This window comes from Vannielia sp. ABF1_015, from assembly GCF_056160745.1.
Genome location: NZ_JBSWXT010000001.1, coordinates 1,727,318 through 1,749,582 on the forward strand (window position 1 = coordinate 1,727,318; position 22,265 = coordinate 1,749,582).

Annotated in this window: 25 protein-coding genes; 13 read left to right on the forward strand and 12 right to left on the reverse strand. The window is 64.2% G+C overall.

All coding sequences use genetic code 11. The annotated features are described in order from the left end of the window. The first annotated feature begins 26 nt into the window (after window positions 1–26). Entirely contained in the window at window positions 27–1,634 is a 1,608-nt protein-coding gene (locus ACXAG6_RS08675) for a P-loop ATPase, Sll1717 family (RefSeq protein ID WP_475337023.1), read from the forward strand. A gap of 21 nt (window positions 1,635–1,655) precedes the next feature. On the opposite strand, the gene ACXAG6_RS08680 is transcribed toward ACXAG6_RS08675, so the two are convergent. After that, a complete protein-coding gene (locus tag ACXAG6_RS08680; RefSeq protein ID WP_475337025.1) occupies window positions 1,656–3,611 on the reverse strand; it encodes a DNA topoisomerase IV subunit B in 1,956 nt (651 codons plus the stop codon). Window positions 3,612–3,896: 285 nt separating this feature from the next. On the opposite strand from ACXAG6_RS08680, the gene ACXAG6_RS08685 reads away from it, so the two are divergent. Beyond that, entirely contained in the window at window positions 3,897–4,334 is a 438-nt protein-coding gene (locus ACXAG6_RS08685) for a hypothetical protein (RefSeq protein WP_475337027.1), read from the forward strand. A 36-nt stretch (window positions 4,335–4,370) separates the two neighbouring features. Here the strand turns inward: ACXAG6_RS08685 and ACXAG6_RS08690 are convergent, their stop codons facing one another. From ACXAG6_RS08690 to ACXAG6_RS08700, 3 genes are read right to left on the reverse strand one after another with little or no spacing between them, the layout of a single operon-like run. Beyond that, window positions 4,371–4,775, reverse strand: coding sequence for a hypothetical protein (locus tag ACXAG6_RS08690; RefSeq protein WP_475337029.1), 405 nt, complete (start codon window positions 4,773–4,775; stop codon window positions 4,371–4,373). Next, window positions 4,772–5,152: a type II toxin-antitoxin system death-on-curing family toxin gene (locus ACXAG6_RS08695; RefSeq protein WP_475337030.1), complete on the reverse strand. Its 381-nt coding sequence runs from the start codon at window positions 5,150–5,152 to the stop codon at window positions 4,772–4,774. Before ACXAG6_RS08695 ends, ACXAG6_RS08690 begins: the two co-directional genes overlap by 4 nt. After that, window positions 5,149–5,397: a hypothetical protein gene (locus ACXAG6_RS08700; RefSeq protein ID WP_475337031.1), complete on the reverse strand. Its 249-nt coding sequence runs from the start codon at window positions 5,395–5,397 to the stop codon at window positions 5,149–5,151. The genes ACXAG6_RS08695 and ACXAG6_RS08700 overlap by 4 nt, the downstream gene beginning before the upstream one ends. A 213-nt stretch (window positions 5,398–5,610) precedes the next feature. Here ACXAG6_RS08700 and ppk2 point away from each other — a divergent pair, with 213 nt between their 5' ends. The 5 genes from ppk2 (at window position 5,611) to ACXAG6_RS08725 (ending at window position 10,843) form a co-directional block, all read left to right on the forward strand. Next, on the forward strand, window positions 5,611–6,522 hold the full coding sequence (ppk2, locus tag ACXAG6_RS08705) for a polyphosphate kinase 2 (RefSeq protein WP_475337032.1): 912 nt from the start codon (window positions 5,611–5,613) through the stop codon (window positions 6,520–6,522). 181 nt (window positions 6,523–6,703) lie between these two features. Then, window positions 6,704–7,363, forward strand: coding sequence for a DUF1007 family protein (locus tag ACXAG6_RS08710; RefSeq protein ID WP_475337034.1), 660 nt, complete (start codon window positions 6,704–6,706; stop codon window positions 7,361–7,363). Continuing rightward, window positions 7,345–8,361 (forward strand): nickel/cobalt transporter, encoded by a 1,017-nt coding sequence (locus ACXAG6_RS08715; protein ID WP_475337035.1) that lies wholly within the window; start codon window positions 7,345–7,347, stop codon window positions 8,359–8,361. Before ACXAG6_RS08710 ends, ACXAG6_RS08715 begins: the two co-directional genes overlap by 19 nt. A 120-nt stretch (window positions 8,362–8,481) precedes the next feature. Continuing rightward, complete coding sequence (locus ACXAG6_RS08720) at window positions 8,482–9,855, forward strand: MATE family efflux transporter (RefSeq protein WP_475337037.1); 1,374 nt, start codon at window positions 8,482–8,484, stop codon at window positions 9,853–9,855. Window positions 9,856–9,922: 67 nt separating this feature from the next. After that, window positions 9,923–10,843, forward strand: coding sequence for a DUF4123 domain-containing protein (locus ACXAG6_RS08725; RefSeq protein ID WP_475337038.1), 921 nt, complete (start codon window positions 9,923–9,925; stop codon window positions 10,841–10,843). A 306-nt stretch (window positions 10,844–11,149) separates the two neighbouring features. Here ACXAG6_RS08725 and ACXAG6_RS08730 read toward each other — a convergent pair whose 3' ends face one another. Together ACXAG6_RS08730 and ACXAG6_RS08735 are read right to left on the reverse strand one after the other, a co-directional pair. Further along, the gene (locus ACXAG6_RS08730) at window positions 11,150–11,305 is read right to left on the reverse strand and encodes a hypothetical protein (protein ID WP_168222952.1); all 156 of its coding nucleotides are present in this window, start codon (window positions 11,303–11,305) and stop codon (window positions 11,150–11,152) included. An 80-nt stretch (window positions 11,306–11,385) separates the two neighbouring features. Next, on the reverse strand, window positions 11,386–11,799 hold the full coding sequence (locus ACXAG6_RS08735; protein WP_140013533.1) for a hypothetical protein: 414 nt from the start codon (window positions 11,797–11,799) through the stop codon (window positions 11,386–11,388). Between the two features lie 182 nt (window positions 11,800–11,981). Between ACXAG6_RS08735 and ACXAG6_RS08740 the strand changes: the two genes are divergently transcribed. Next, entirely contained in the window at window positions 11,982–12,998 is a 1,017-nt protein-coding gene (locus tag ACXAG6_RS08740) for a hypothetical protein (protein ID WP_475337040.1), read from the forward strand. A gap of 101 nt (window positions 12,999–13,099) precedes the next feature. Here the strand turns inward: ACXAG6_RS08740 and ACXAG6_RS08745 are convergent, their stop codons facing one another. Next, complete coding sequence (locus tag ACXAG6_RS08745) at window positions 13,100–14,302, reverse strand: pyridoxal phosphate-dependent aminotransferase (RefSeq protein WP_475337041.1); 1,203 nt, start codon at window positions 14,300–14,302, stop codon at window positions 13,100–13,102. Window positions 14,303–14,398: 96 nt separating this feature from the next. Between ACXAG6_RS08745 and ACXAG6_RS08750 the strand changes: the two genes are divergently transcribed. From ACXAG6_RS08750 to ACXAG6_RS08760, 3 genes are all read left to right on the forward strand, one after another. Beyond that, window positions 14,399–14,806, forward strand: coding sequence for a helix-turn-helix domain-containing protein (locus ACXAG6_RS08750; protein WP_475337042.1), 408 nt, complete (start codon window positions 14,399–14,401; stop codon window positions 14,804–14,806). Further along, on the forward strand, window positions 14,803–15,069 hold the full coding sequence (locus ACXAG6_RS08755; RefSeq protein ID WP_475337044.1) for a succinate dehydrogenase assembly factor 2: 267 nt from the start codon (window positions 14,803–14,805) through the stop codon (window positions 15,067–15,069). Before ACXAG6_RS08750 ends, ACXAG6_RS08755 begins: the two co-directional genes overlap by 4 nt. Before the next feature lie 125 nt (window positions 15,070–15,194). After that, on the forward strand, window positions 15,195–15,692 hold the full coding sequence (locus ACXAG6_RS08760; protein ID WP_140013541.1) for a MarR family winged helix-turn-helix transcriptional regulator: 498 nt from the start codon (window positions 15,195–15,197) through the stop codon (window positions 15,690–15,692). 245 nt (window positions 15,693–15,937) lie between these two features. On the opposite strand, the gene ACXAG6_RS08765 is transcribed toward ACXAG6_RS08760, so the two are convergent. The 5 genes from ACXAG6_RS08765 to ACXAG6_RS08785 form a co-directional block, all read right to left on the reverse strand. Continuing rightward, window positions 15,938–16,645, reverse strand: coding sequence for a DUF1194 domain-containing protein (locus ACXAG6_RS08765; protein ID WP_475337045.1), 708 nt, complete (start codon window positions 16,643–16,645; stop codon window positions 15,938–15,940). Window positions 16,646–16,725: 80 nt separating this feature from the next. Next, window positions 16,726–17,322 (reverse strand): DUF1287 domain-containing protein, encoded by a 597-nt coding sequence (locus ACXAG6_RS08770; protein ID WP_475337047.1) that lies wholly within the window; start codon window positions 17,320–17,322, stop codon window positions 16,726–16,728. Next, window positions 17,319–18,218, reverse strand: coding sequence for a DUF817 domain-containing protein (locus ACXAG6_RS08775; RefSeq protein ID WP_475337048.1), 900 nt, complete (start codon window positions 18,216–18,218; stop codon window positions 17,319–17,321). The genes ACXAG6_RS08770 and ACXAG6_RS08775 overlap by 4 nt, the downstream gene beginning before the upstream one ends. Beyond that, entirely contained in the window at window positions 18,218–19,609 is a 1,392-nt protein-coding gene (locus ACXAG6_RS08780) for a porin family protein (protein WP_475337050.1), read from the reverse strand. The genes ACXAG6_RS08775 and ACXAG6_RS08780 overlap by 1 nt, the downstream gene beginning before the upstream one ends. A gap of 3 nt (window positions 19,610–19,612) precedes the next feature. Next, entirely contained in the window at window positions 19,613–20,590 is a 978-nt protein-coding gene (locus ACXAG6_RS08785; protein WP_475337051.1) for a hypothetical protein, read from the reverse strand. Window positions 20,591–20,804: 214 nt separating this feature from the next. Here ACXAG6_RS08785 and ACXAG6_RS08790 point away from each other — a divergent pair, with 214 nt between their 5' ends. Both ACXAG6_RS08790 and ACXAG6_RS08795 read left to right on the forward strand, forming a co-directional pair. Then, window positions 20,805–21,638: a thymidylate synthase gene (locus tag ACXAG6_RS08790; protein WP_140013545.1), complete on the forward strand. Its 834-nt coding sequence runs from the start codon at window positions 20,805–20,807 to the stop codon at window positions 21,636–21,638. 112 nt (window positions 21,639–21,750) lie between these two features. Then, a complete protein-coding gene (locus ACXAG6_RS08795) occupies window positions 21,751–22,227 on the forward strand; it encodes a dihydrofolate reductase (RefSeq protein WP_475337052.1) in 477 nt (158 codons plus the stop codon). Window positions 22,228–22,265: the final 38 nt, after the last annotated feature.

Below are 22,265 nucleotides of genomic sequence, written 5' to 3' on the forward strand. Positions count from 1 at the left end.
TGCATACGATAGAAGGGTTGGAGCGAATGCCAACCCATGTGGCAGATGCGGTTCGGGAGGTGTTTACAAACCAAGAGCCCCTAGGGCCGCACAGCGCTGATCTTTTCTCCGATGCAATTGAAGCTCAAGATTTGGTATTCAGTGCTGATACCAAGATTTGGGAGGCGTATCAGATTGGCCCAAAAATAATTGTTGGTAGAAAAGGATCTGGAAAGACATCGATCTTATCTCAATCGGGGAGGAATGATTCCAGATGTATTCAGATCAGTCTTTCTTCTGCGGCGCTAATACGCGCCGTTAAAGGAGTCCTCTACAAGGAAATTAGAGACTATAGAAATATTCCGGCTGAGGACTCCGCTCCGATCTGGCGTGATTGTTTGAATGCAAGTATAATAACGGAGCTCTGTGGAGTTCTCCCCTCAGCGCAAACGAAGGTGTCTAGGGCGTTCTTGGCTGGGTTGGAGGACGAAGTAGGGGAGAGTTTTGGCCATAGAATGGAGGCATATCGTCAACTGCCTCTTGAATCAGTTGAGAGATTCAACCGGCTTAGCCTGTTTGTTGAAGTAATAGCTGCATACCTTGCCCCGAGGCAGGCGTTTATTGAAGCGGCATTGCGAGAGATTGACGAAGCTCTAGAGCGCGATGGAAAGTATGTAGCTATTACTCTGGATTCTATGGAGGACTACGATCTCGCTGATATTCAGAGAAGCAATACCATCAGAGGGCTGCTACGCTGCATTGGTGGGTATACCGCAAAGCTCCGGCGTTTGAGAATGTCGATATCTGCAGAAGCCTACTTTGACCTCCAAGATGTTTCCTCCAACATAGTTAAAGATTTCCATAGGTGCATGGTCTTACATTGGTCTCCGATAGAGCTATTGCGAGTTGTTGCATGGCGCTACCTCGTGTTTTTGTCCGTGTCGGACCCACGTGAGTTATCGAAGTTCAAAGGGGTGGACCTCACTCGTCGCGAGCATGTACAGAAAGTTCTTCAAAACTTTCTCCCTCCATCAATCAAGAATCGTAGGGGTGTTGAGGAGCCATCAATCGCATACCTCGCCAGACACACTCAATTGCTTCCGAGGCAAATAATCTTACTCCTGAATGCTGCGATGGCTTCTCCAGATTTTTCTGATATTCCTCGCAAAATAGACGGTGATAGGCTTGTGAGTGCGATATATGAGAAACAGCATACTCTATATATGGAAGTGTTTAACGCATATCGATTCAAATATCCATTTGCCCGAAAACTCTGTGAGAGTGTTCTGCCGAACCTGAGGAGGTTTTTTGGGTCTAAGGAGTTAGAGGGCGAGTTCAGAAACTCTGGTAGAGATATTCTTAAAAAGAACCCTCAATTCGACATTGATGATAGCTTTCAGGATTTTCAGAGGGTTCTCACCGAGATAGGTGCGATAGGGCGAGTCGTGGATAGGGACGATGCCGGCCTGTATGCGGACTGCGAGTTCGAATATGCCGTGCCAGGGCGTTTGGTTTTTGGGCGAACCGATGAATACTGCCTGCATCCACTTTTCTCAGGGGCTAATGAGAGTGGTGCGAACCGAGATTCTGCGTATTTTGTTTATCCGCATCGCTACCTAAATTCCAATGATCGCAGAGATCTATGGATTGGTTAGAGTCCGCAGTGCCTATCTGGATTAAACATCCAACTCTTCAACAAACCGCGCATTCTCCTGAATATACTGGAACCGCAATTCTGGCTTCTTCCCCATCAGCCTCTCAACCAGATCCCCCGTCTCGCCCGGGTCGTCCTCGTCGATGGTCACGCGGATCAGCTGGCGGGTGGCCGGGTCCATCGTGGTTTCTTTCAGGTCTTTCGCGTCCATCTCGCCGAGGCCCTTGAAGCGGCTTGACGAGATGTTGCCTTTGCCGCCGAGGCCTTTTTCCAGCCAGGCGTCGCGTTCGGCCTCGTCGAGGCAATAGACGCGCTTGCTGCCTTGGGTCAGCCGGAAGAGGGGCGGGCAGGCGAGGTAGAGGTGGCCGGCGTCGATCATCGGGCGCATCTGGGTGAAGAAGAAGGTCATCAGCAGGGAGGCGATGTGGGCGCCGTCGACGTCGGCGTCGGTCATGATGATGATCTTGTCGTAGCGCAGGTCGTCGAGGTTGAACTTGGTCCCGAGGCCGACGCCGAGCGCCTGTGTCAGGTCGGAGATTTCGTTGTTGGAGCCGAGCTTGGAGGAGGCGGCGCCGAGCACGTTGAGGATTTTGCCGCGCAGGGGCAGGAGGGCCTGATTGCGGCGGTCGCGGGCCATCTTGGCGGAGCCGCCCGCCGAGTCGCCCTCGACGATGAACAGCTCGGTGCCGTCGCGGTTGGTGGCGGAGCAATCGACCAGCTTGCCGGGGAGGCGGAGCTTTTTGGTGGCGGTCTTGCGGGCGGTTTCCTTCTCCTGCCGACGGCGCAGGCGCTCTTCGGCGCGCAGCACGAGGAAATCGAGGATCGCCCCGGCGGATTTGGTGTTGCTCGCAAGCCAGTTGTCGAAGTGGTCGCGCACCGAGTTTTCGACCATGCGCTGGGCTTCGGTAGTGGCGAGGCGGTCTTTCGTCTGGCCGACGAATTCGGGCTCGCGGATGAAGCAGGACACCAGCGCGCCCGCGCCTGTGATCAGGTCTTCGCGGGTGATGGTGGTGGCCTTCTTGTTGCTCACCAGCTCGCCGTAGGCCTTGATGCCCTTGAGGATCGCGGCCCAGAAGCCCGCCTCATGGGTGCCGCCCTCGGGCGTGGGCACGGTGTTGCAGTAGCTTTGGATGAAGCCGTCGCGCGAAGGCGTCCAGTTGATCGCCCATTCGACCTTGCCGGGGGCGTTGAACTTTTCGAACGAGACGGTGCCGGCGAAGGGGGCCTCGGCATAGGTGGTCGCCTCGCCCATGGCCTCCTTGAGGTAGTCGGCCAGCCCGCCGGGGAAGTGGAACTTGGCCTCCATCGGGGTGTCGCCGTCGGGGATGGCAGACTTCCAGCGGATCTCGACGCCGGAGAAGAGGTAGGCCTTGGAGCGGGCCATCTTGAAGAGGCGGTGCGGCTTGAGCTTGAGCGAGCCGAAGATTTCGGCATCGGGGTGGAAGGTGACGGAGGTGCCGCGCCGGTTGGGGGCGGCGCCGATCTTTTCCAGCTTGCCTTGGGGCACGCCGCGCGAAAATTCCATCGCGTAGAGCTCGCGATTCTGCGCCACTTCCACCCGCAGGTAATCGGAGAGCGCGTTGACCACGGAGGAGCCGACGCCGTGGAGGCCGCCGGAGGTTTCGTAGCTGTCGCCCGAGAACTTGCCGCCCGCGTTCAGGGTGCAGAAGATGATTTCGAGCGCGGTTTTGGAGGGGTCTTTGGGGTGGGCACCGATGGGGATGCCACGGCCGTTGTCGCGCACGGTGACATGGCCGTTTTCATGCAGTTCCACCTCGATCCACGTGGCATGGCCCGCGACGGCCTCATCCATCGAGTTGTCGATGATCTCGGCGACCATGTGGTGCAGCGCCCGGTCATCCTTGCCGCCGATATACATGCCGGGGCGCAGGCGGACGTGCTCCATGTCTTCGAGCACCTGAATGGAGGAGGCGTCGTAGGTGGATTTGTCCTGGGGCGTGAGGAGATCGTCGGCCATGTGGTGCTGCTCTTTTTCGGGCTTTTGGTTGGCGGAGAGTGTAGCGGATGGGGGCGGCAGGTGGAAGCGGGGTTGGGCAGGATTGACCGGCCCGCTCCTTCGCCTAGGGTGGAGTGTTGGTTGGTGCGAGGTGGTGTGACTGTGGGGAATGTTGGAACTGGCCCGTTGGCCGAGCGGCCCGCCGCGCGCAAGACGGCGCGGCTTGCCTTGTCCGTAGGGGGCGTGGTTTTTGCGGGTTTGCTCGCCTGGGGGCTCATGGCACATTCTGCGGGCGCTGAGAGGTGGTTGCTGGCTGTGCCATTTGAGCCGCTGCCGCCCTGGGCCGTCGCGCTGGCGGCCCTTTGCGTTGCAATGCCGCTGGGCACGCTTGCAGCGCTGATTGTCGGTCAGCGCGGGCATTGGGGCGCGGCTTTGCGGCCACGTTTGCTTCGGATGATCCCGGCGGTTTTGCTGGCCCTGATCACACCTGTCGCGATGGTTGCGATACTTCCGGTGCCGATGTTTCTCCTGGTGCCTTCACTCATGATGGAAGTGGAGGCGCTGACCCTTGCCTTGCGGGCGGGCGCGATTTTTATGGCCCTCGGGTTCTGGTATCTGGCGGCGGGGCTGATCGCTTCGGGTGTGCGCTCTTGGGGGCTGCGGGTTGCAATTTTCGGGCAGCTCTGGATCGGGATCTATGCGGGGTTTCTGCTCTTTCAGGGGTTCAACCTGTTTGTGATCTGACCCGCAGGCTGTGGTGGGGTGGGTCAGACCTGCGCCCTAGGGCTCCTTACAGGCCAGCAACCAGCTGTTGGTATAATGGTTCGATTGCACGCTGAGGGTGGCGCTGAAGTGGCCGTCGCGCGCGAGTGTGGCTGAGGGACGGCGCGGGAGAACGAGCAGGTTGACGCCGCTGCTGTCTTTCCGCCGGGCGATGGTGTCGAGGAATGCGCGGCGGGTGACGGTGTAGCTGTAGGTGTTGCTCTCGAAATCCTGCGAATGCATGGCGAGGGTGATGCTATCGCCATCAATCGTGAGGTCGTAGGTCTTGCGCTTGTTGGCCTCGATGAAGTCGGTGTCATCGCGGGAGAAGGTGGTGAAATCCTCCACGGTGCAGGCGTAGCGTTCGGCGAGGGCCGGGGTGGCGGTGAGCAGGGCGAATACCACGGGGAGCAGGCGGGTCATATGCGGGCCTTTTCACGGAGCCAACGGGCGAGGTCGATGTCATCGAGTTTGCGCTGGGCGAGGGCGATAATCTTGTTGCCGGCTTCTTCGGTGCCGTTCGCAATGGTGACGCCGTTCAGCTTGAGGCAGACGAGCATTGAACGGTAGGCTGTGCGCTTGTTGGCATCGTTGAAGCAATGGCCGCAGGCGATGGCCTGGGCGTAGGCGGCGGCGAGATCGAAGACGTCTTCGATCATGCCGTAGTAGAGGCGGTTGTCGACGCGGGCGAGGGCACCGTCGAGGGATTTGTCGACGGCGCGACCCGGGAGTTCTCCGGGGTTGAGAACCTTGTCGTGGATGATCTCGACGATCTCGGCGTCGAGCAGCAGATAGGTCATTTGTCTTTCAAGTAGTCCAGCACGGGTTGGGCCTGTTCACGGGTGGCTTCCATGGCCTCCCTCACCTCCTCCATCGTCGCCACGCGTGGCTCCTCCTCGGGGGTGGCGGCCTCGGGGACGAGGTAGCCGACGACGCGGGAGTTTTTCATGATGGCAACGGGTTTTCCGTTGGCCCGGTCGAGCACCTTTTGGGGCTCGCGCAGCTCGGTCATGGTGCAGGTTTGGCTGGCGAAGATGCGGTTCATCTGGGTGTGCTCCTGAGTGTGCATTTTAGTGTGCATTATTATGGCGGAAATTTCAAGCATGGGGGTGGTGGGCAGATTGCCCACCCTACGGGCGGTGCGCTGGTTTGGCGGCTTGGCCGGGCGTGTTGCCACCGCTTGCCGGTTTGAGCGGTGTCAAGGCGGGGTGGGGCGGGGCGGGGTAGACTCGGGCGCAGGACAGAGAAGGAGCCATTCATGCCTGAAGACAACGCCATCGCCTCCGCCCTTTCGAAAGACGCCGCGCCGCTGCCCGCGCCCCAGCCCGACAGCCTGCGCCAAGCCTTCGAACGGGGGGTTTACCCCTATGACAAGCGGCTCTCGCGCCGCAGCTACGAGCACCAGAAGGCGGATCTTCAGGCCGAGCTGTTGAAGGTGCAAAAGTGGGTGGCCGAGACCGGGCAGAAGATTGTGGTGCTCTTTGAGGGGCGTGATGCGGCGGGTAAGGGCGGCACGATCAAGCGGTTCATGGAGCACCTGAACCCGCGCGAAGCCCGCGTGGTGGCGTTGAACAAACCCTCGGAGAGAGAGAAGGGCGAGTGGTTTTTTCAACGCTATATCGAGCACCTGCCGACGGCGGGGGAAATGGTGTTTTACGACCGCTCCTGGTACAACCGGGCGGGCGTGGAGCGGGTGATGGGGTTTTGCAGCCCCAATGAATACCTTGAGTTCATGCGCCAGACGCCGGAGTTGGAGCGGATGCTCGTGCGCTCTGGCATTCACCTTTTCAAATATTGGTTTTCGGTCACGAAAGAGGAGCAGCGGGCGCGCTTTGCCTCCCGCGAGACCGATCCGCTGAAACGCTGGAAGCTCAGCCCCATCGACAAGGCGAGCCTCGATATGTGGGACGATTATACCGAGGCGAAGGAGGCGATGTTTTTTTACACCGATACGGCGGATGCGCCTTGGACCATCGTGAAGAGCGCCGACAAGAAGCGGGCGCGGCTGGCCTGCATGCGGCACTTTCTGGCGAGCCTCGACTATCCGGGGCGCAACAGATCGGTGGTGAAGGGGCCTGACCCGGCGCTGGTGAGCGCGGGGGCGCATGTGGTGCGCGGGGCCGATCACATCCTTGGGGCGGCCCTGCACCCGGAGTTGCGGCGGGGCTGACGGCCCGGTGACGGAGCCTGGCCGAGGGCTGCTCTTCGGGGCCTTCGGCCGCTCATCGCAGCGGTTTGGAGCACCCCTCGGGCCGTGGCACGGCTGCGGCGTGCGAGTAGCTGGTCACATCTTGCCGAGCGGGCGCGGGGGGCGCTTGAGGCGGCTTCGGGGCCGCTGTAGGGTCGCCGCCATGAAACACTTGCTTGCAGCTTTGGCACTGGCTCTCCCCGGCGTGGCGGGGGCGCATCCGCATGTTTTTGTCGAAACCGGCTTTGAGGTGATCTTTGACGAGGCGGGGCTGATCGAGGCTGTGCGGGTGCACTGGCGTTATGACGAGCTGACCTCGCTTTACATCACCGAAGAGCGCGGCGTTGACAGCGATTACGACGGCGAGGCCTCCGAGGCGGAGCTGGAAGCGCTGAAGGGCTTTGACATGGACTGGCCCGAGGGCTTTGAGGGCGACACGCATCTGACCGTCGATGGCGTGAAGGTGCCACTGGGCCCGCCCGAGGAGATCGGCGCGGGGTTCTCGGAGGGCATGGTATCTTCCAGCCATCTGCGGCGGTTGTCGGAGCCGGTGGATCCGGCGGGCGTTGTGATCCTGTCGCCCTATGACGAAACCTATTACTCGGCCTATGAGGTGACGGCGAAGACGGCTTTGACCGGCCGCGAGGGCTGCGAGGCCGAGCTTTGGGTGCCCGATTTCGATGCCGCCGCCGAGCAGCTTCAGGCTGCGCTGGACGAGTTGCAGGGCGCGGCGCAGGCGCAGGGGCTGAACGAGGCGGAGTTTCCGCCGGTGGGCGATATGTTTGCACAGGAAGTTCGTGTGGCGTGCGACGCTGGCTCGTAATCGCGGCGGTTTTGCTGGCGCTGCTGCTGGCGGGGCTTTGGGCGAGTGGTGCGGTTGACGCGCTGGGGCGCTGGGCGGCCTCTGCGCAAAAGGAATTTCAGGGCAGCATGGCCGGGGCGATCCGGGCGCTGAAGGGCGGGCAGCCTGCGGCGCTTTGGGGGCTGCTTGGCCTGTGTTTTGCATATGGCGTGGTGCATGCCGCCGGGCCGGGGCATGGCAAGGTGCTGATCGGCGGTTACGGGTTGGGGCGGCGGGTGCCGTTGGTAAAGCTCTCGGTGGTGGCGCTGCTGTCGTCGCTGGCGCAGGCGGGCGCGGCGGTGGCGCTGGTTTATGGCGCGCTGGCGGTGCTGGGCTGGGGCGGCGACCGGGTGGAGGGGCTGACCGAAGAGGTGCTGGCCCCCGCGTCTTACGGGGCCATCGCGCTGATCGGTGTGTGGCTTGCCGTGCGCGGCTTGCGCGGGCTTTTGCGGCGTGCGCGGGGCGGGGCCGTGGCGCACGGTGGTGGTGATGGTCACGTGCATGGCCATGAGCACGATCACCGACACGACCACGCGCACAGCCACGACCACCATCACGACCACCAACACGGCCACGGCCATGACCACGCACACGAGGGCGATGGCGCGGTGTGCGAGAGCTGTGGCCACGCGCATGGACCGACGCTGGCGCAGGTGGAGAATGCAGGCAGCCTGCGCGACATTCTCATCCTCATTGCGGGTATCGCCATAAGGCCCTGCACCGGGGCGCTCTTTTTGCTGGTCATCACATGGCGGCTTGGCCTTGCGGGCGCGGGGATTGCCGGGGCGTTTGCAATGGGCATTGGCACCGCGCTGGTCACCATTGCGGTGGCGGTCATGGCGGTGACGCTGCGCGAGGGCACGTGGAGCGCATTGGAGGGGCGCGGCGCGGCGCTCCGGCTGGTCGGGCCGGTGCTGGAGCTTGCGGCGGGTGCCGTGGTGGTGCTGGTGGCCGGGCAGTTGCTGTTGCGGGCGCTCTGAGCGGCGCAGGGCGGGGCATGCCTGGCCGTTTCCGGGCGAGATGAGGCCGGCGAAAGCTGCTGACAGCATGGGTCTTGCCTCAGCCTTGCCGAAGGCCTAGCAGGGGCCATGCGCGATCAGATGACATATATGGGCCATGCCAAGGCGATTCTGCTGCTGGGTCTCCCGCTGGTGGGCGGGCATCTGGCGCAGATGGCGATTCAGATCACCGACACGCTGATGATGGGGTGGTATTCTGTGCCCGGGCTGGCGGCGATGGTGCTGGCAGGCACCTTCTGGATCGTGGCCTTCATCTTCTCCATCGGCTTTTCACAGGCGGTGCTGCCGCTGGTCGCCGAGGCCAGCGAGCGCGGCGAGGAGGGGGTGCAGCGGCTCAGGCGCGTCACCCGCATGGGCTTCTGGCTTTCGGCTTTTTCATGGGCGGCGTTTCAGCCCGCGTTTTGGTTTTCTGGCCCGATCCTCGTGGCGCTGGGGCAAGACCCGGAGCTGGCCGCGATGGCCGAGGGCTACCTGCGGATCGCCGGCGTGGCGCTGCTGCCCGCGCTGCTGACCATGGTGCTCAAGAGCTACCTTTCGGCGCTGGAGCGCACGAGTGTGCTGCTGTGGATCGCCATTGTCGCGGCGGTGGTGAACGTGTTTCTCAACTGGGTGCTGATCTTCGGCAAGCTGGGCGCGCCGGAACTTGGGCTGGTTGGCGCGGCATGGGCCTCGCTCACCGGCCACCTGCTTTCGGCCCTTTTGCTGGGGCTCTACGCGGTGCGGATCTTCCCCGAGCATGGCATCTTCCATCGTCTCTGGCGGGGCGATGGCGCGGCGCTGGCGCAGGTGTTCAAGCTGGGGTGGCCGATTGGGCTGACGCTGCTGGCCGAGGTCGGTCTCTTTGCCTTTTCTTCGCTGCTGATGGGCTGGATCGGCACCATCGCGCTGGCTGCCCATGGCATTGCCATACAGATCGCCAGTGCCACCTTCATGGTGCACCTAGGCCTCTCCAACGCCGCCACGATCCGCGCGGGTAAGGCATTTGGGCGCGTGGATGAAGCCGGGCTGCGGCGCGGGGCGCAGGTTTCGCTCGCGCTCTCGATCGGCTGGGCGCTGGCGACGCTGGTGATGTATCTCGCCGTGCCCGGGCTGCTCATTGGCCTCTTCGTGGACCCGGCGGAACCGGCGCGCGATGCGATCATCGCCACCGGGGTGGGCCTGATGGCGATGGCGGCGCTGTTCCAGCTGTTTGACGGGGCGCAGGTGACAGCGATGGGCCTTTTGCGTGGGGTGCAGGACATTCGGGTGCCGATGTGGATTGCTGCCATCTCCTACTGGGGCGTCGGCGCGCCGCTGGCCTGGGCCTTTGGCTTTCCGCTGGGCTGGGGCGGCATGGGCGTGTGGTTTGGCCTCGCGATGGGGCTGGCGGTGGCGAGCGTTTTGCTGCTCTGGCGGTTCTGGGGCCGCTCGGTGCGGATTGGTGAGAGCTTCGCCGAAGGCCCCGCACCGGCCTGAGCGCCCCTTTCCCGCCCGCATCAGCGGTGCTAGGCATGTCGGCGATCCGATAGCAGGAGGCCCCGTGATGAGTGAGAGCGCACCGAAGGACCAGTTGGGCAGCCTGCTGCGCCGCCTACAGGGCAAGATCTTTGCAGTGATCGACGGCGCGCATTTTGATGATCTGCCGGGGCGGATCCGCGATGTTGGCCTGAAAGCCGTGCCGCTGTTCAACGACGAGATCGACCTGCCCGCACTGAGCCGTGGCCCGCATCTTGTGGCCTGCCCCAACCTTTATGCGGTTGAACAGGTGACGGATGTTTGCGCCGGGGTGCCTGCCGTTGTCTGGTGGGATTGGCCGGATCAGGGCGAGAAGAGCGAGGACAACATCTTTGCCCATCTGCGCCGCCTGAACCTTGTGGAGATCCCGGCCAACCGGGCCGAGCCCATCGTTGGCCGCCGTCAGGTTGGCGCGGTGGACAGGGGCGCGGGCTGGGAGACAGTGCTGTTTCGCCATGGCGACCCGCATGTGATGTCGCTCCTGATTCCGGTGCTGGATGACGCGCAGCGCGGCCAGCTCTTTGGCGCGGCGCTTTCGGTGGCGATGCAACCGCCCGGCGCGGAGGTGACGCATACGCAGAACCCCAGCCACAACGCGCCGCCGGGATTTGGCCGCCTTCGGCTGCGGGCCGAGCAATACGACGAGTTGGCAGGTGTGCATGGCCGGGGCCTGCGCCGCCGGGCGGTGCATGAGTTGGGCCCGGATATGCCCGAGCCCACCGCAGAAGAGCGTGAGGCCCGCGTGATCGAGGCCTATGACCGCGCCGAGAGTTACGGCTGCATGACGCTCGACCAGATTTGGGAGTTCATCCATCTCGACAAGTGCTGGGGACGGAAGTTTGAGCTGGCAGCGGGGCACGAGAAGGTGCTGGAGGCCCTGAAGATGGCCGACGCCAGCGCCGAGGAGCGACTGTGGCGGGCGGAGATGGAACTGGGGTTTGCCAAGTAGGGCACAGAGGCGGCTCATCGCGCCCTCTGGCCGCTCTTCGCAGCTGCGATGAGGGCCGCAAGGGCCGGAGAGTGGCTGGGATGGCCGGTCGCGGGCATGGCGGGGGGCGGGGTGGCACCGGCAGTTCGTCCGGAGAGATATCACACAACCGAAGACGAAGTTTAGCGGTGGACCGCAGGCGCGGCACCGGCTGGCCCGGGGTGTCGCGCCGTCCCGTGGGGGTGCTTTGGGCGCGCGTTGTCCGGCCTTCGCGGCCCGGGTCGGCGGCTTTGGGGGCGGGGCGCGCGGTGGCCCCGCCCGGATCGCTTAGGAGAGCAGCTCGTCTTCGGTGATGACGTCGTCGGTCGGCAGAACCTCGACACCGTTCTCGTCGAGCACGGGCTCCGGCTCGGGTTCGGGGGCGGGCTGCACGCAGGCGGCGAGGCCCAGGACCAGGAGGAGGGGCAGCGTCTTGCGGATCATGGGTGTCCCTTTCAAATTGATTAACGATGCGCGGGCGCAGATTGGCAGCAAATCGGGGGGCAGGCAACCGCGCGGGGCGCTCAACCTTCGCCCCGGGCCCGCATCAGCCGATCGGCCTTCTTGCGCACCAGCACGGAGCGCAGATCATGCATGGCCAGCAGCAGCGCGTCGGTGACCTCTTCAAGCTGCTCGTCAGCCGCCTTGGACTGCACCCATTGGGTGGTGATGTTGAGGTAATCCACCGCGCGGTGGATATCGTCGATGTCGCGGCGGGCCAGAAGCGCGGTGCGCTCGGTCATCCACTCGGTGATCGCCTCCACATCCTCTTCGGTCAGCTTGCGGTCGCCATGGGGCTTCACCTCGCCGTTCTTGATGTTGATCACGGCGATCTGATCCATCTCGATCCGGCGCTGGCGGTTTTCGGTATCGACGCGAAAGGCCACCGCCCCGTTTTCGCGCACGCGGAAGTAATAGTCGGGTAATTCGCCTGCCATCGGCCTCATGTCCCTCGTTCTCGCAGAAGGGATAGCAGGGGGCGGGGCGGTGCGCCAGATGGGGCGGCCGGGGCGCTGGCCGAGGGAGGAGTGAATACCTGCAGCAACAAGATGCTGCAGGGGCGGATTGACCGGGGCGGCGCCGTGCGGGAGGCTGACCGGGATGCCGACAGGAGGGATGCATGGCGGAGCCGAGGATAAAGGCGGTGTCACCGGCGCGGGCGGGGGCGGAGGGGGTGTTTCGGCACACCGGGTTTGACCGGCGGGGCACCAGCCTGCCGCTCTTTGCCGGAGAGCATATCGGGGTGAAGATCGAGGTGGACGGGCTGAAGGAGGGCGCGGTAGCGCCGCTTTCGATTGCCGTTTTCGACGCGGCGGGGCGGCAGCTTACCAGTGGCGCGGAAGTGAAACTGGGGCCGGGGCTTCAGGCGGAGTACGACTTTGCCCTTCGCGAGGCGGATCTGGAGGCGCCCGGCCATGTAGTGCTGAAGTTGGAGGTGGCGGGGGGCGGCAGCCTGCAGGAGACCATCGCCTACCACCCGGCGGCGCGCGGGCTGTTCGGGCAGGCGGCGCTGGGCGAGGGAGCCGGGGAGGCTGCGATTGCTGGTTTGCAGGCGCAGCTTGGCTTGCCTCTCTGCGACGATCACCTTGCCTTCCTGCGCGAGCGCAACGGTGTGAGTTATGACTGGCACCATGCGCCGGAGTGGGACGCGAGCAACGAATTTTATCGCCGCTTGTCGGAGGTTCTGGAGCCCTGGGAAGCGCGCGAGGACCTGCCCTTTATCGGTGAGTTGAGCGCGCTCTTCGGTTGCCTGCCGGGCGTTCCCCATCGCGGTTATCCGGAGCGGCTGGAGGATCTGCCGTTCTTCGATTCGGACTTGGCCCTGTGGATGGTGCCGGTGGGTGTGGGCTACGGGGGAAATCTGTTTGTACAGCTTTTGGCTGGGACAGGGCGGGGCGAAGTGCGGTTCATGGATCACGAGATGCATTACGGCCTGGCCGCCGATATTGCACCGCTGGCCGAGGCCGAGCGGGCGCGCCGGGCGGGCGGGGGCGTGCCAGGCGCGGATGGTGCGATTTGGGAGCTGCTGGAGGGGCTGGCGGCGCTGCCTGTTGCCGAGAGCCTCGCGGCGTTGGTTGCCCGAGCCGACGAGATGCATGGGGCGGTGATGGCGGAACTGGTGGAGTTTCGGCGTTAGGCCTGCCGGAAGGGCGGCTGGGCACCAAAAAAGGCCCGGCGTTTTGAGCCGGGCCTTTCGGTTTGGTGGTGGGCAGATTGCCTACCCTCTGTCAGCGCAGCCTACTTGAGCCCGGCGCAGAAGGCCTGGATGCGGGTGCAGGCTTCCTTGAGGTTCTCGTCGGAGGTTGCGTAGCTGACACGGAAGTTGGGCGAGAGGCCGAAGGCGGCGCCGAAGACGGCGGCGACGCCTTTTTCTTCCAGCAGGGCGGTGCAGAACTCTTCGTCGTTCGAGATCAGCTTGCCGCCTTCGGAGGTTTTGCCGATACAGCCCGACACGTCGGGGTAGACGTAGAAGGCGCCCTCGGGGGTGGCGCAGGTGATGCCCTCCGCCGCGTTCAGCATCTCCACCACAAGGTCGCGGCGGCGCTTGAAGGTCTCGTTGTTGGGGGCGATGAAATCCTGGCTGCCGTTCAGCGCCTCGACGGCGGCCCATTGGGAGATCGAGCAGGGGTTGGAGGTGCTCTGACTCTGGATCTTGCGCATCGCGGCGATCAGCTCTTTGGGGCCCGCGGCATAGCCGATGCGCCAGCCGGTCATCGCATAGGCTTTCGACACGCCGTTCACCGTGAGGGTGCGCTCGTAGAGCTGCGGCTCGACCTGCGCCGGGGTGCAGAACTCGAAATCGTCGTAGACGAGGTGCTCATACATGTCGTCGGTCATCACCCAGACGTAGGGGTGCTTGAGCAGCACGTCCGTCAGCGCCTTCAGCTCGTCCCACGTGTAGCCCGCCCCGGTGGGGTTGGAGGGGGAGTTGAAGATCAGCCACTTGGTCTTGGGCGTGATCGCGGCTTCAAGCTGCTCGGGGGTAAGCTTGTAGTTGGTCTCGGCCCCGGCCTCGGCAATCACCGGCTCGCCGCCTGCTAGCAGGGTCATATCGGGGTAGGACACCCAGTAGGGCGCGGGAATCACCACCTCGTCGCCGGGGTTCAGCGTGGCCATCAGGGCGTTGTAGAGAATCTGCTTGCCGCCGGTGCCGACGGAGACCTGGGCAGGCTCATAGCTCAGCCCGTTGTCGCGCTTCAGCTTGGCGCAGATTGCCGCTTTCAGCTCTGGAATGCCGTCTACGGCTGTATATTTGGTCTTGCCCTCTGTTATAGCCCGGATACCCGCCTGCTTGATGTTGTCGGGCGTATCGAAATCGGGTTCGCCGGCGCCGAGGCCGATCACATCCTTGCCGGCGGCCTTGAGCTCGGCGGCGAGGTTGGAGACGGCGATTGTGGGCGAGGGCTTCACGCGTGTGAGCGTGTCGGAGAGGAAGGCCATTTGGTGCTCCGGTCTGAGTGCGGACGGGGCCGAGTAGTAGGCCCGGGCGGATGGGCGTTCAAGCGCCAAAACGGTGGCAAGAGGAGAAGGCACGAGATGGAAAGCGAAAGCGGCAGCTGGTTTGACGCGGAGACGGCAACTTTTGGAGACAGGGTGGCCGGGGCGCGGGAGGCGCTGGGCTGGAGCCAGAAGCAACTGGCCGAGCGGCTGGGTGTGAAGGTGAAGACGGTGAAGCACTGGGAGGGTGATGCCAGCGAGCCGCGGGCCAACAAGCTGCAGATGCTGGCGGGGATGCTGGGCGTTTCGATGCGTTGGCTCCTTTCGGGCGAGGGCCCGGGGGTTGACGCGCCGCTGCCCGAGGGCGTTGTGCCCGCCACCGCGCCAGCCGAGCTCGCAGGCCTGCTGGCAGAAATCCGCGCGGTGCGGGGCGAGATGTCGCTTCAGGCGGAGCGGCTGGAGCGGCTGGAGACGCGGTTGGAGGCAGCTTTGGGGGCCACGGCGTGAGCGAGACCCGAGAGATCAGGCTGAAACGCCTGAAGATCCGCGCGTGGCGGCGAGGGATCAAGGAGATGGACCTGCTGCTGGGCGGCTTTGCCGACAGCCAGATGGCCGGGCTTTCGGAGGCGGATCTGGATGCCTTCGAGGCGCTGATGGATGAGGCCGATCAGGACTTGCTGCGCTGGGTCACCGGGCTGGAGCCGGCACCGGGGCACCATCTGGCAATGCTGCGCCGGGTGGCGCCGGATGCGCAGCTGCGCGAGGCGTAAGGGGCGAATTGCGCGAAGATCGTGGTGCAAACGCCGATGATCTGCGGAAAAATTGTCAGGACTTAACGAGTTCTAAGGGTTTCGCACGGTAAGGGAATGCCAGACAAGAACTGGCGGAGAATGCCATGAGCATCCATTCCCCCGTCGCCCCCAGCCTGAGGCAGGGCTTTATGGGCGGCTACCTCGAAACGCTGGCACTGGTGGAGCGGCTCCATCGGCTTCTGCTCGATGTCATCAAGGATGAGTTCGAGCGTGTCGGCGTGCTGGAGATCAACGCGGTGCAGGCGCTGCTGTTGTTCAACGTGGGCGACCACGAGGTGACGGCCGGCGAGTTGAAGACGCGCGGTTACTATCAGGGCTCCAACGTCAGCTACAATCTCAAGAAGCTGGTGGAACTGGGCTTCATGCACCATCAGCGCTGCGAGATTGACCGACGCTCGGTGCGGGTGCGCCTGACCGAGCGGGGCCGCCACATTCGCGATCTGGTGGCCGAGCTCTTCGAGCGCCATGCCGAGGGCTTGCAGACCAGCGGGGCCATCGACATGGACGGGCTGGAGGTGATCACCGCCGCGCTCCGCCGGATGGAACGCTATTGGGGCGACCAGATCCGCTATATTTACTAGGCGGGATGTTCTAGGCGGGCGCTTGTTTGCGCGGTGTGGGCTCATCGCGGGCAACCGTGGGCGGGATTCTGAGGGAACGGTCTTGGCTGGGTGCTTGCCGAGCGAAGCGAGGCCACCGAAAGCTGAGTGCGGCCACCGAAAGCTGCCCGCGCAATGGCCGCCGGCTTTGCTAAGCCGCGCTGCAGCGACCTGGGGCCAGGCCCGCGCTGGGGCCGCTGGCAGCTGGCCGGCGGGAGGTGGCGGAGTCACGGGTTGGCGGCAATGCGGCGGGTGCCGCGCGCGGGCAGGGATGTGAGCGGAGCGCCTTCAAGCTCTTTGAGCAGCTTGCGCGCCATGGCCTCGGCATAGGAGTCAAACCCCTCCGCCGTCATCACAAAGGCACCCGGCCCGTGGATCACCTGCGCCCTGTAATAGGCCGAAAGCTCGCCCAGCGATGGGGTTGCGTGATCAAGAGGGGGTTGGCCGATTGTCAGTCCGTTCACCACGATCCCCGCGAGGGGCGGTGTGTCGCGCACGTCTTGCGGGCGCGGGCCGGAGTTGTTTTTGCCATCGCCGGAGAGATCGATGGTGCGCTTGGAGCAGGCGGGGGCCCGGGCGAGCAGGGCGGCGCCGAACAGCATGGCCGCGCCAATGGCGGTGGTGTGCGGCGCAGGCTGGCGCGGGGTTTCGCGCAGCCGCTGGGCCACACCTGAAAGCCTGTCGGGCGTGGTGATGGCGATCCAGTCGATCAGCAGCCGCTGAAAGCTCTCGTCGGACCATTCGTAGACCGCCAGCAGCACCGGTCGGTCGGTGCCGGTGAGCAGGGCGGTGGCAACCACGGGGTCAGAGAGCGCTTCAGCGAGGCCATCGAGCTGGAGGCGGTATTCTTCAAGATCGACGGAGCCGGACACATCGAGGCCGAGGGCGAGGGCCTGGCGGCAGCTGTCTTGCGCCGCAGCGGGCAGCGCGAGCATGGCGCAGGTGGCGAGCGAGGGGCCAGCCCCTCGCGCTCCCCGGAGTGCTTGCCGCAAGAAAATGAACGGGCGGCGCAGGCTCATCGCGCAGCGAGCCAGGCGCGGGCGGGCTCGGCTAGGCGGAAATGGCCGGTCATCGGGTGGTCGAACAGCATGTTCTCGGTGCGCGTGCCCCAGCCGATGTTATGGGTGACAAGCGGAGTGCCATCGGCGGCGCGGTCCGCTGCGATGATGCCGATGTGCGGCAAGTTTGAGCCGGTGAGGCGAAAGCTGACGATGTCGCCGGGCTGAAAACCCGCCGGGTCGGAGGTGAGCGGCAAGGCGGCCCCGGCGCGGGTAAAGAGGGTTTCGAGGTTGGGCACGCGGCGGTGGTCGATATTGCGATCGGTGGTTTTGAGGCCCCAGATCGTTGGGTAGGCGGCAAAATTCGCCTTCATATCGGCGTTGACCACGGCCTGAAGGTCGATGCCCCAAGCGTCGCGCATGGCGCGGATCACCACATCGGTGCAGACCCCGCGTTCGCGGGGCAGGTCGCCGCCGGGAAACGCCAGCCCGACATAGGCCGGATCGTAGATCACCGTCACGCCAACCTGCTCCTCCGCCGCCGTGGCCAGATCGGTGCCCGGATCGGCAGCCACGGGGCCTGCCAGGGAGATCAGCAGCGTAAAGAGCCTCATGCGCTGGCCTCCTCCTCGGCATGGGGCAGGGGGCGTCGCGGCGGGCGTTGGGGCGTACGGTAGAGGAAGTCGCGCATCACGAGGGTGACCGTGACGAAGGCCACGAAGAGCAGCAGATACCACGACCCCATTTTTGAAAAGCTCACCATTTCCGTCCAATGCTGCCCCGGGTAGGCCCATGTGCCTGTTACCGTGCCGATATTCTCGGCCACCCAAACCATCAACGCCACCAAAAAGGCCGTGAGCGGCAGCGGCATCCAGAGCGGGTGGGTGCCGACGTAAAACCAGACGCGGGTGCGGGCGAAGAGCAGCACGGTGGCGGCGAAGAGCGCGAGGCGGATGTCGGGCAGGAAGTGATGGGCGAAGAAGTTGACGTAGATCGCGACCGCCAGCACCACAGTCATCCAGAACGGCGGGTAGGGGGCAAAGCGCATTTCGAAGATCCGCGCCACCCGGGCGATGTAGCTGCCGATGGAGGCATACATGAAGCCCGAGAACATCGGCACGCCCATGATCTTGAGCAGGCCCGCCTCGGGGTAAGACCAGCTGCCCGCCTGCACCTTGAAGAATTCCATTGCCGTGCCGGTGAGGTGGAAGAGCGCGATGACCTTGGCTTCCTCCCATGTTTCCAGCCGCGCCCAGAGGAAAAGCACCTGCGTGGCGAGCGCAAAGACCACGAGAAAATCATAGCGCGCCACCGGCCAGCCCGGCTGCCAGATGGCCTTTGTGGCAAGTATTGCCACCAGCAGCAGCCCGCCGAAGAGCGCGGCCCAGCCCTGTTTGAGGGTGAACATGACCAGTTCGGCCAGCCAGCCCGGCAGGCGGCGGCGGGCCCAATCGCCCAAGCCGCGCTCAAGCCGGCGCGTGCCTCCGTCTATGTGGATGCGCGGGTCCATCAGAAGGTGGATTTGAGCCCGAAGGTGATGCCGAAGGTTTCGGTGGCGTAAAGGTCGACGGTGCTGTCGTTCTTCTCCCAGCTCACGCCAACCTCGGGGGCAAAGCCGTAGTAGTCGGCCTCTGCGAAGAAGAAATTCACCTTGAGTTTAAGCCGGTCATCCTCGCGTTCGGAGCCGAAAAGCGCGCCCTCATAGTCCCGGTGTTCGAAGGCGGCAGACAGGGTGGTTTCGGCGGTGAAGACCGGCTCTGCCAGTTGGAATGCGGCAGAGATCTTGCGGGCGGAATGGGCGACGAGGGCGCTGTCGGAGTTCACCTCCTTGGTGGAGGCGATAACGGTAAAGCGGCCCGCGTCAAACCGATGCGACACGCCAAGCTGGAGCTCGCTGGAAGAGAGCGAGCGGGCGGGGTTGTCGATCCGGTCCTGCCACTCGCCGAGGGCAGCCGCCCAGCCCGAGGTTTTGGGCGCAAGCCGGAAGGTTTGGCCAAGGCGGGCACGGGTGTAGGTGAGCAGCTCTTCGCCGCCATACCAGCTTTTGCCGATGGCAAGCTCGGCGTCGAAGAGGCCAAAGCCGGGGCCCTTCGCGTCGCGCGGGCGGGGTTTGGGCGCGCGGGTGATGCCAAAGGACAGCTCGGCGGAGGTATAGGCATAATTGCTCGCGTCGGCCTGCGGTGCCTGATCTTGTGCCTCGCCAGACAGCCAGTAGCGCTTGGCCTCCACGCTGCCGCCAAAGCGCAGGATGGTGCGGCGGCCTGAGCGGATGCGGTATTCGGTGGAAAGCCCGAGGGCCAGCTCGGTGCCCGAGAGCGCCTGCGCATCGCCGGAGAGGGCAAAGCTGAGGCCGTCAATCTCGATCCGGTCGGAGGCTGCGCCATTGTTGATGTTGGAGGAAGGGGTCAGCGAGAGGGTTACGGAGCTGCGCCAAGGGTTGCGGCCGCGCACATAGGCAAAGTCGCGCTCCGCGCCGGTGCGGGCGGCATCGGTGGGGGCATATTCGGCTGCGCGGCGCAGCCAGAACTGGGCACGGGTGCGCTTTTCATCCGAGGCAAGGGCCTGCGCCATGGCGATGGAGGCGTGGTAGCGCTCCTTGTCACCCGAGGCGGATTTCCAGGCCTGGCGGGCATAGGTTTGCGCCTCATCGTAACGCCCCAGCGCACGTGCGGCCCGGCTGGCGGTGGTGGCGGCAGCCACATCGCCGGGGTCGAGCGCAAGGAGCGCGCGGGCGAGATCGAGCCCGTAGGCCGGTTGCCCCGAAAGCACCGCCTGGGCGGCGATTTTGCGGGTTTCTTCCGGGGTTACGGTGCGCGATTGCGCGAGGGCAGGGGCCGTCAGCAGCAGGAGCGCAAGCAAGCTGCGCCCCAGCAAAAGCCCGAAGCCACGGGCCGGGCGCATGGCTTACGGATCCGTTGCGATGAAGACGCCGGTTTCCTGCGCGTCGAAGGTATCGACCACGTCCGGGTCCGGGGCGCCGCTCGCATCGACGCCCGTTTCAGAGGCCGGTCCGGTGATGACAATCAGGCCAACGATCTCTTCGGAGTTGGGGCCGGCGAAGGCGCCCTCCCACGAACCGGTTTCAAACGTGTCGCCGGCGTTGGTGCCGGTCCGGTCGAGTGATGTTGCAGACCCGTCGAAGATGAAGCCCTGATCATCGGCAGAGGCGGTGGCCAGCGCGATGGAGGGCAGCGTGCCAAGGAAGTTTCCGGCAGTGTCGTAAACGTTGCGTACGCCGATGGTGCCTTCGATCGCGCCGGTGGTTTCGAAGTCCAGGAAGTCGACCTCGATTGTGGCGGTGGCGGTGGTGAAGGTTACATCGCCGGAGCCAGTGCCGTAGGTGGAGACCCGGACGCCTGCATAGTTGCCCTCGTAGACAGCTTCGCCATCTCGTGCGATGTCGGGGGCCGACACGCCGGTGCGGGTATACTGCGCACCGCCCCAGCCGAAGCGGTTGTAATCGCCGGTGGCGACAGCAGAGGCTGTGGTGTAGGTGCCAGCGCCGTAAACTGCAAAGTACTTGCGCCTGTTGGTCTCAGCCGTCGCGTCGCCGCTTTCATATTGCTGGAAGGGGTTGCCAGTGGCTTCCACAGCAGCGAGGCCCATGTAGGTGTAGCGCTCGTCAACAGTGCCTTCCGGGCCGTCGAAAGGCAGGTTGTCGATGGTGAGCGTATTGTCAGCGTTTAGCGTGATGCCGGTGACATCGCCCTGAAGGCGGCGGGTGGTGGTGCCGGTGGTGACCGCGCTGTCATCGGCCGGGCTGCCGCTGTCGGTTCCGGTCTCTTCGCCTGCGGCAGGCCCGCTGGTCACCGGGTTGAGGTCGCCCCCCGAGCAGGCCGCAAGGGAGGTGAGGAGTGTGATCGCGGTAATGCTGGAGCGCATGGTGGACTCGTCCGTTTTTTGTATCTGCTCTTATTTGGCGGCTAGGTTTCCTGCGCTGGGCCAAGAAGTCAACGATTTGTGAGGTCACCTGCCCGCGAAAGGCGCAACCGTTGCCGAACTATCGCCCTTAAAGCGCTTTTACCACATCCGGGGGGCGCTTTTCGCCGGGTCGCGAGATGTGGTAGAGCAGGGGCGCAGCAAACTGGGGGAATCGGTGAAGCAGTATCTTGATGCCTTGAGGGAGGTGCTGGAGCGCGGCGAGCAATCGAGCGACCGCACCGGCACGGGCACCGTCAGCGCCTTTGGCTTGCAGGCGCGCTATGATTTGAGCCGCTCGTTTCCGCTGGTGACGACGAAGAAGCTGCATCTGAAGTCGATCATCCATGAGCTTCTGTGGTTTCTCTCCGGCGATACCAACATTCGGTATCTGAAAGAGAACGGGGTGCGCATCTGGGACGAGTGGGCCGATGAAAACGGCGATCTCGGCCCGGTTTATGGCCGCCAGTGGCGCGATTTCCCGCAGCTTGTGCCGACCGATGCGGTGGCGAACGGGCAGCGGCTTTACGAACGGCGCTCGGTCGATCAGATTGCAACGCTGGTGGAGCGGATCAAGGCCACGCCGGACTCGCGTCGCCTGATCGTCAGCGCATGGAACCCTGGCGAGGTGGACGAGATGGCGCTGCCGCCCTGCCACACTCTCTGGCAGGTGCGGGTGCTGGGCGGAAAGCTGCATTTGCAGCTCTACCAGCGCTCGGCGGACATGTTCCTTGGCGTGCCGTTCAACATTGCCAGCTACAGCCTGCTGGCGGTGATGCTGGCGCATGTGACGGGGTATGAGCCGGGGGAGTTCGTGCATTCGATTGGCGATGCGCATATTTACTCCAACCATATGGATCAGGTGCGCGAGCAGCTTTCACGCGAGCCGCGCGAAGCGCCGACGCTGCGGTTGGCGCGGGACGTGGAGAGCCTGTTTGACTTCCGGTTCGAGGATTTCGTGATCGAGGGCTATGATCCTGCGCCCGCGATCAAGGCGCCGGTGGCGGTTTAATGCGTTTCCTGATTCACATGGATCGCGTGGCCGGGGACAGGGCCGAGGAAGCGATTGCACGGCAATTGCGTTCGGCCCTGTCCCCGGGCGCAATAGAGCAGGAAACGCTCCGATGTTGAGCCTGATCGTTGCACGCGACCGAAGCGGGGCAATCGGCAAGGATGGCGACATCCCGTGGCGGGCGCCCGAAGACCTGCGATTTTTCAAGCGTGAAACACTGGGCGGCGCGGTGATCATGGGCCGCAAGACATGGGAGAGCCTGCCGAAGCGGCCCTTGCCGGACAGGCTGAACCTTGTGGTCTCGTCGCGCACCGACCTAGGCGTCGACACGTTTCACCGCCCTGATGTAGCCGTGAATTACGCACAGGAGCTAGGCTATCGGCGGGTTTATGGCATTGGCGGTGAAGGGGTTTTCAAGGCCTTCATGGCAGATGCCGACCGGCTGCTGATCACCGAGGTCGATCTGGAGGTGGAGGGGGCGGATGCCTTCATGCCGGCCTTCGACGAGGCCGAATGGCGGCTAGCGGGCGAAACCGTGCTGCGCGAGGAAGGTCCGCGTTGCGTGCTGCGCGAGTGGCTGCGGCGATAGCACCTTGGTGGGGTGGTGGGCAGATTGCCCACCCTAGG

Excerpts from the sequence above, each read along its gene's own strand:
- ACXAG6_RS08725 (WP_475337038.1), top strand. The coding sequence starts at position 9,923 with ATGAGTGAGAGCGCACCGAAGGACCAGTTGGGCAGCCTGCTGCGCCGC.
- ppk2 (WP_475337032.1), top strand. The coding sequence starts at position 5,611 with ATGCCTGAAGACAACGCCATCGCCTCCGCCCTTTCGAAAGACGCCGCG.
- ACXAG6_RS08760 (WP_140013541.1), top strand. The coding sequence starts at position 15,195 with ATGAGCATCCATTCCCCCGTCGCCCCCAGCCTGAGGCAGGGCTTTATG.
- ACXAG6_RS08675 (WP_475337023.1), top strand. The coding sequence starts at position 27 with ATGCCAACCCATGTGGCAGATGCGGTTCGGGAGGTGTTTACAAACCAA.
- ACXAG6_RS08720 (WP_475337037.1), top strand. The coding sequence starts at position 8,482 with ATGACATATATGGGCCATGCCAAGGCGATTCTGCTGCTGGGTCTCCCG.
- ACXAG6_RS08700 (WP_475337031.1), bottom strand. The coding sequence starts at position 5,397 with ATGAACCGCATCTTCGCCAGCCAAACCTGCACCATGACCGAGCTGCGC.
- ACXAG6_RS08740 (WP_475337040.1), top strand. The coding sequence starts at position 11,982 with ATGGCGGAGCCGAGGATAAAGGCGGTGTCACCGGCGCGGGCGGGGGCG.
- ACXAG6_RS08730 (WP_168222952.1), bottom strand. The coding sequence starts at position 11,305 with ATGATCCGCAAGACGCTGCCCCTCCTCCTGGTCCTGGGCCTCGCCGCC.
- ACXAG6_RS08690 (WP_475337029.1), bottom strand. The coding sequence starts at position 4,775 with ATGACCCGCCTGCTCCCCGTGGTATTCGCCCTGCTCACCGCCACCCCG.
- ACXAG6_RS08775 (WP_475337048.1), bottom strand. The coding sequence starts at position 18,218 with ATGGACCCGCGCATCCACATAGACGGAGGCACGCGCCGGCTTGAGCGC.
- ACXAG6_RS08735 (WP_140013533.1), bottom strand. The coding sequence starts at position 11,799 with ATGGCAGGCGAATTACCCGACTATTACTTCCGCGTGCGCGAAAACGGG.
- ACXAG6_RS08770 (WP_475337047.1), bottom strand. The coding sequence starts at position 17,322 with ATGAGGCTCTTTACGCTGCTGATCTCCCTGGCAGGCCCCGTGGCTGCC.
- ACXAG6_RS08765 (WP_475337045.1), bottom strand. The coding sequence starts at position 16,645 with ATGCTCGCGCTGCCCGCTGCGGCGCAAGACAGCTGCCGCCAGGCCCTC.
- ACXAG6_RS08710 (WP_475337034.1), top strand. The coding sequence starts at position 6,704 with ATGAAACACTTGCTTGCAGCTTTGGCACTGGCTCTCCCCGGCGTGGCG.
- ACXAG6_RS08745 (WP_475337041.1), bottom strand. The coding sequence starts at position 14,302 with ATGGCCTTCCTCTCCGACACGCTCACACGCGTGAAGCCCTCGCCCACA.
- ACXAG6_RS08795 (WP_475337052.1), top strand. The coding sequence starts at position 21,751 with ATGTTGAGCCTGATCGTTGCACGCGACCGAAGCGGGGCAATCGGCAAG.
- ACXAG6_RS08750 (WP_475337042.1), top strand. The coding sequence starts at position 14,399 with ATGGAAAGCGAAAGCGGCAGCTGGTTTGACGCGGAGACGGCAACTTTT.
- ACXAG6_RS08780 (WP_475337050.1), bottom strand. The coding sequence starts at position 19,609 with ATGCGCCCGGCCCGTGGCTTCGGGCTTTTGCTGGGGCGCAGCTTGCTT.
- ACXAG6_RS08680 (WP_475337025.1), bottom strand. The coding sequence starts at position 3,611 with ATGGCCGACGATCTCCTCACGCCCCAGGACAAATCCACCTACGACGCC.
- ACXAG6_RS08785 (WP_475337051.1), bottom strand. The coding sequence starts at position 20,590 with ATGCGCTCCAGCATTACCGCGATCACACTCCTCACCTCCCTTGCGGCC.
- ACXAG6_RS08695 (WP_475337030.1), bottom strand. The coding sequence starts at position 5,152 with ATGACCTATCTGCTGCTCGACGCCGAGATCGTCGAGATCATCCACGAC.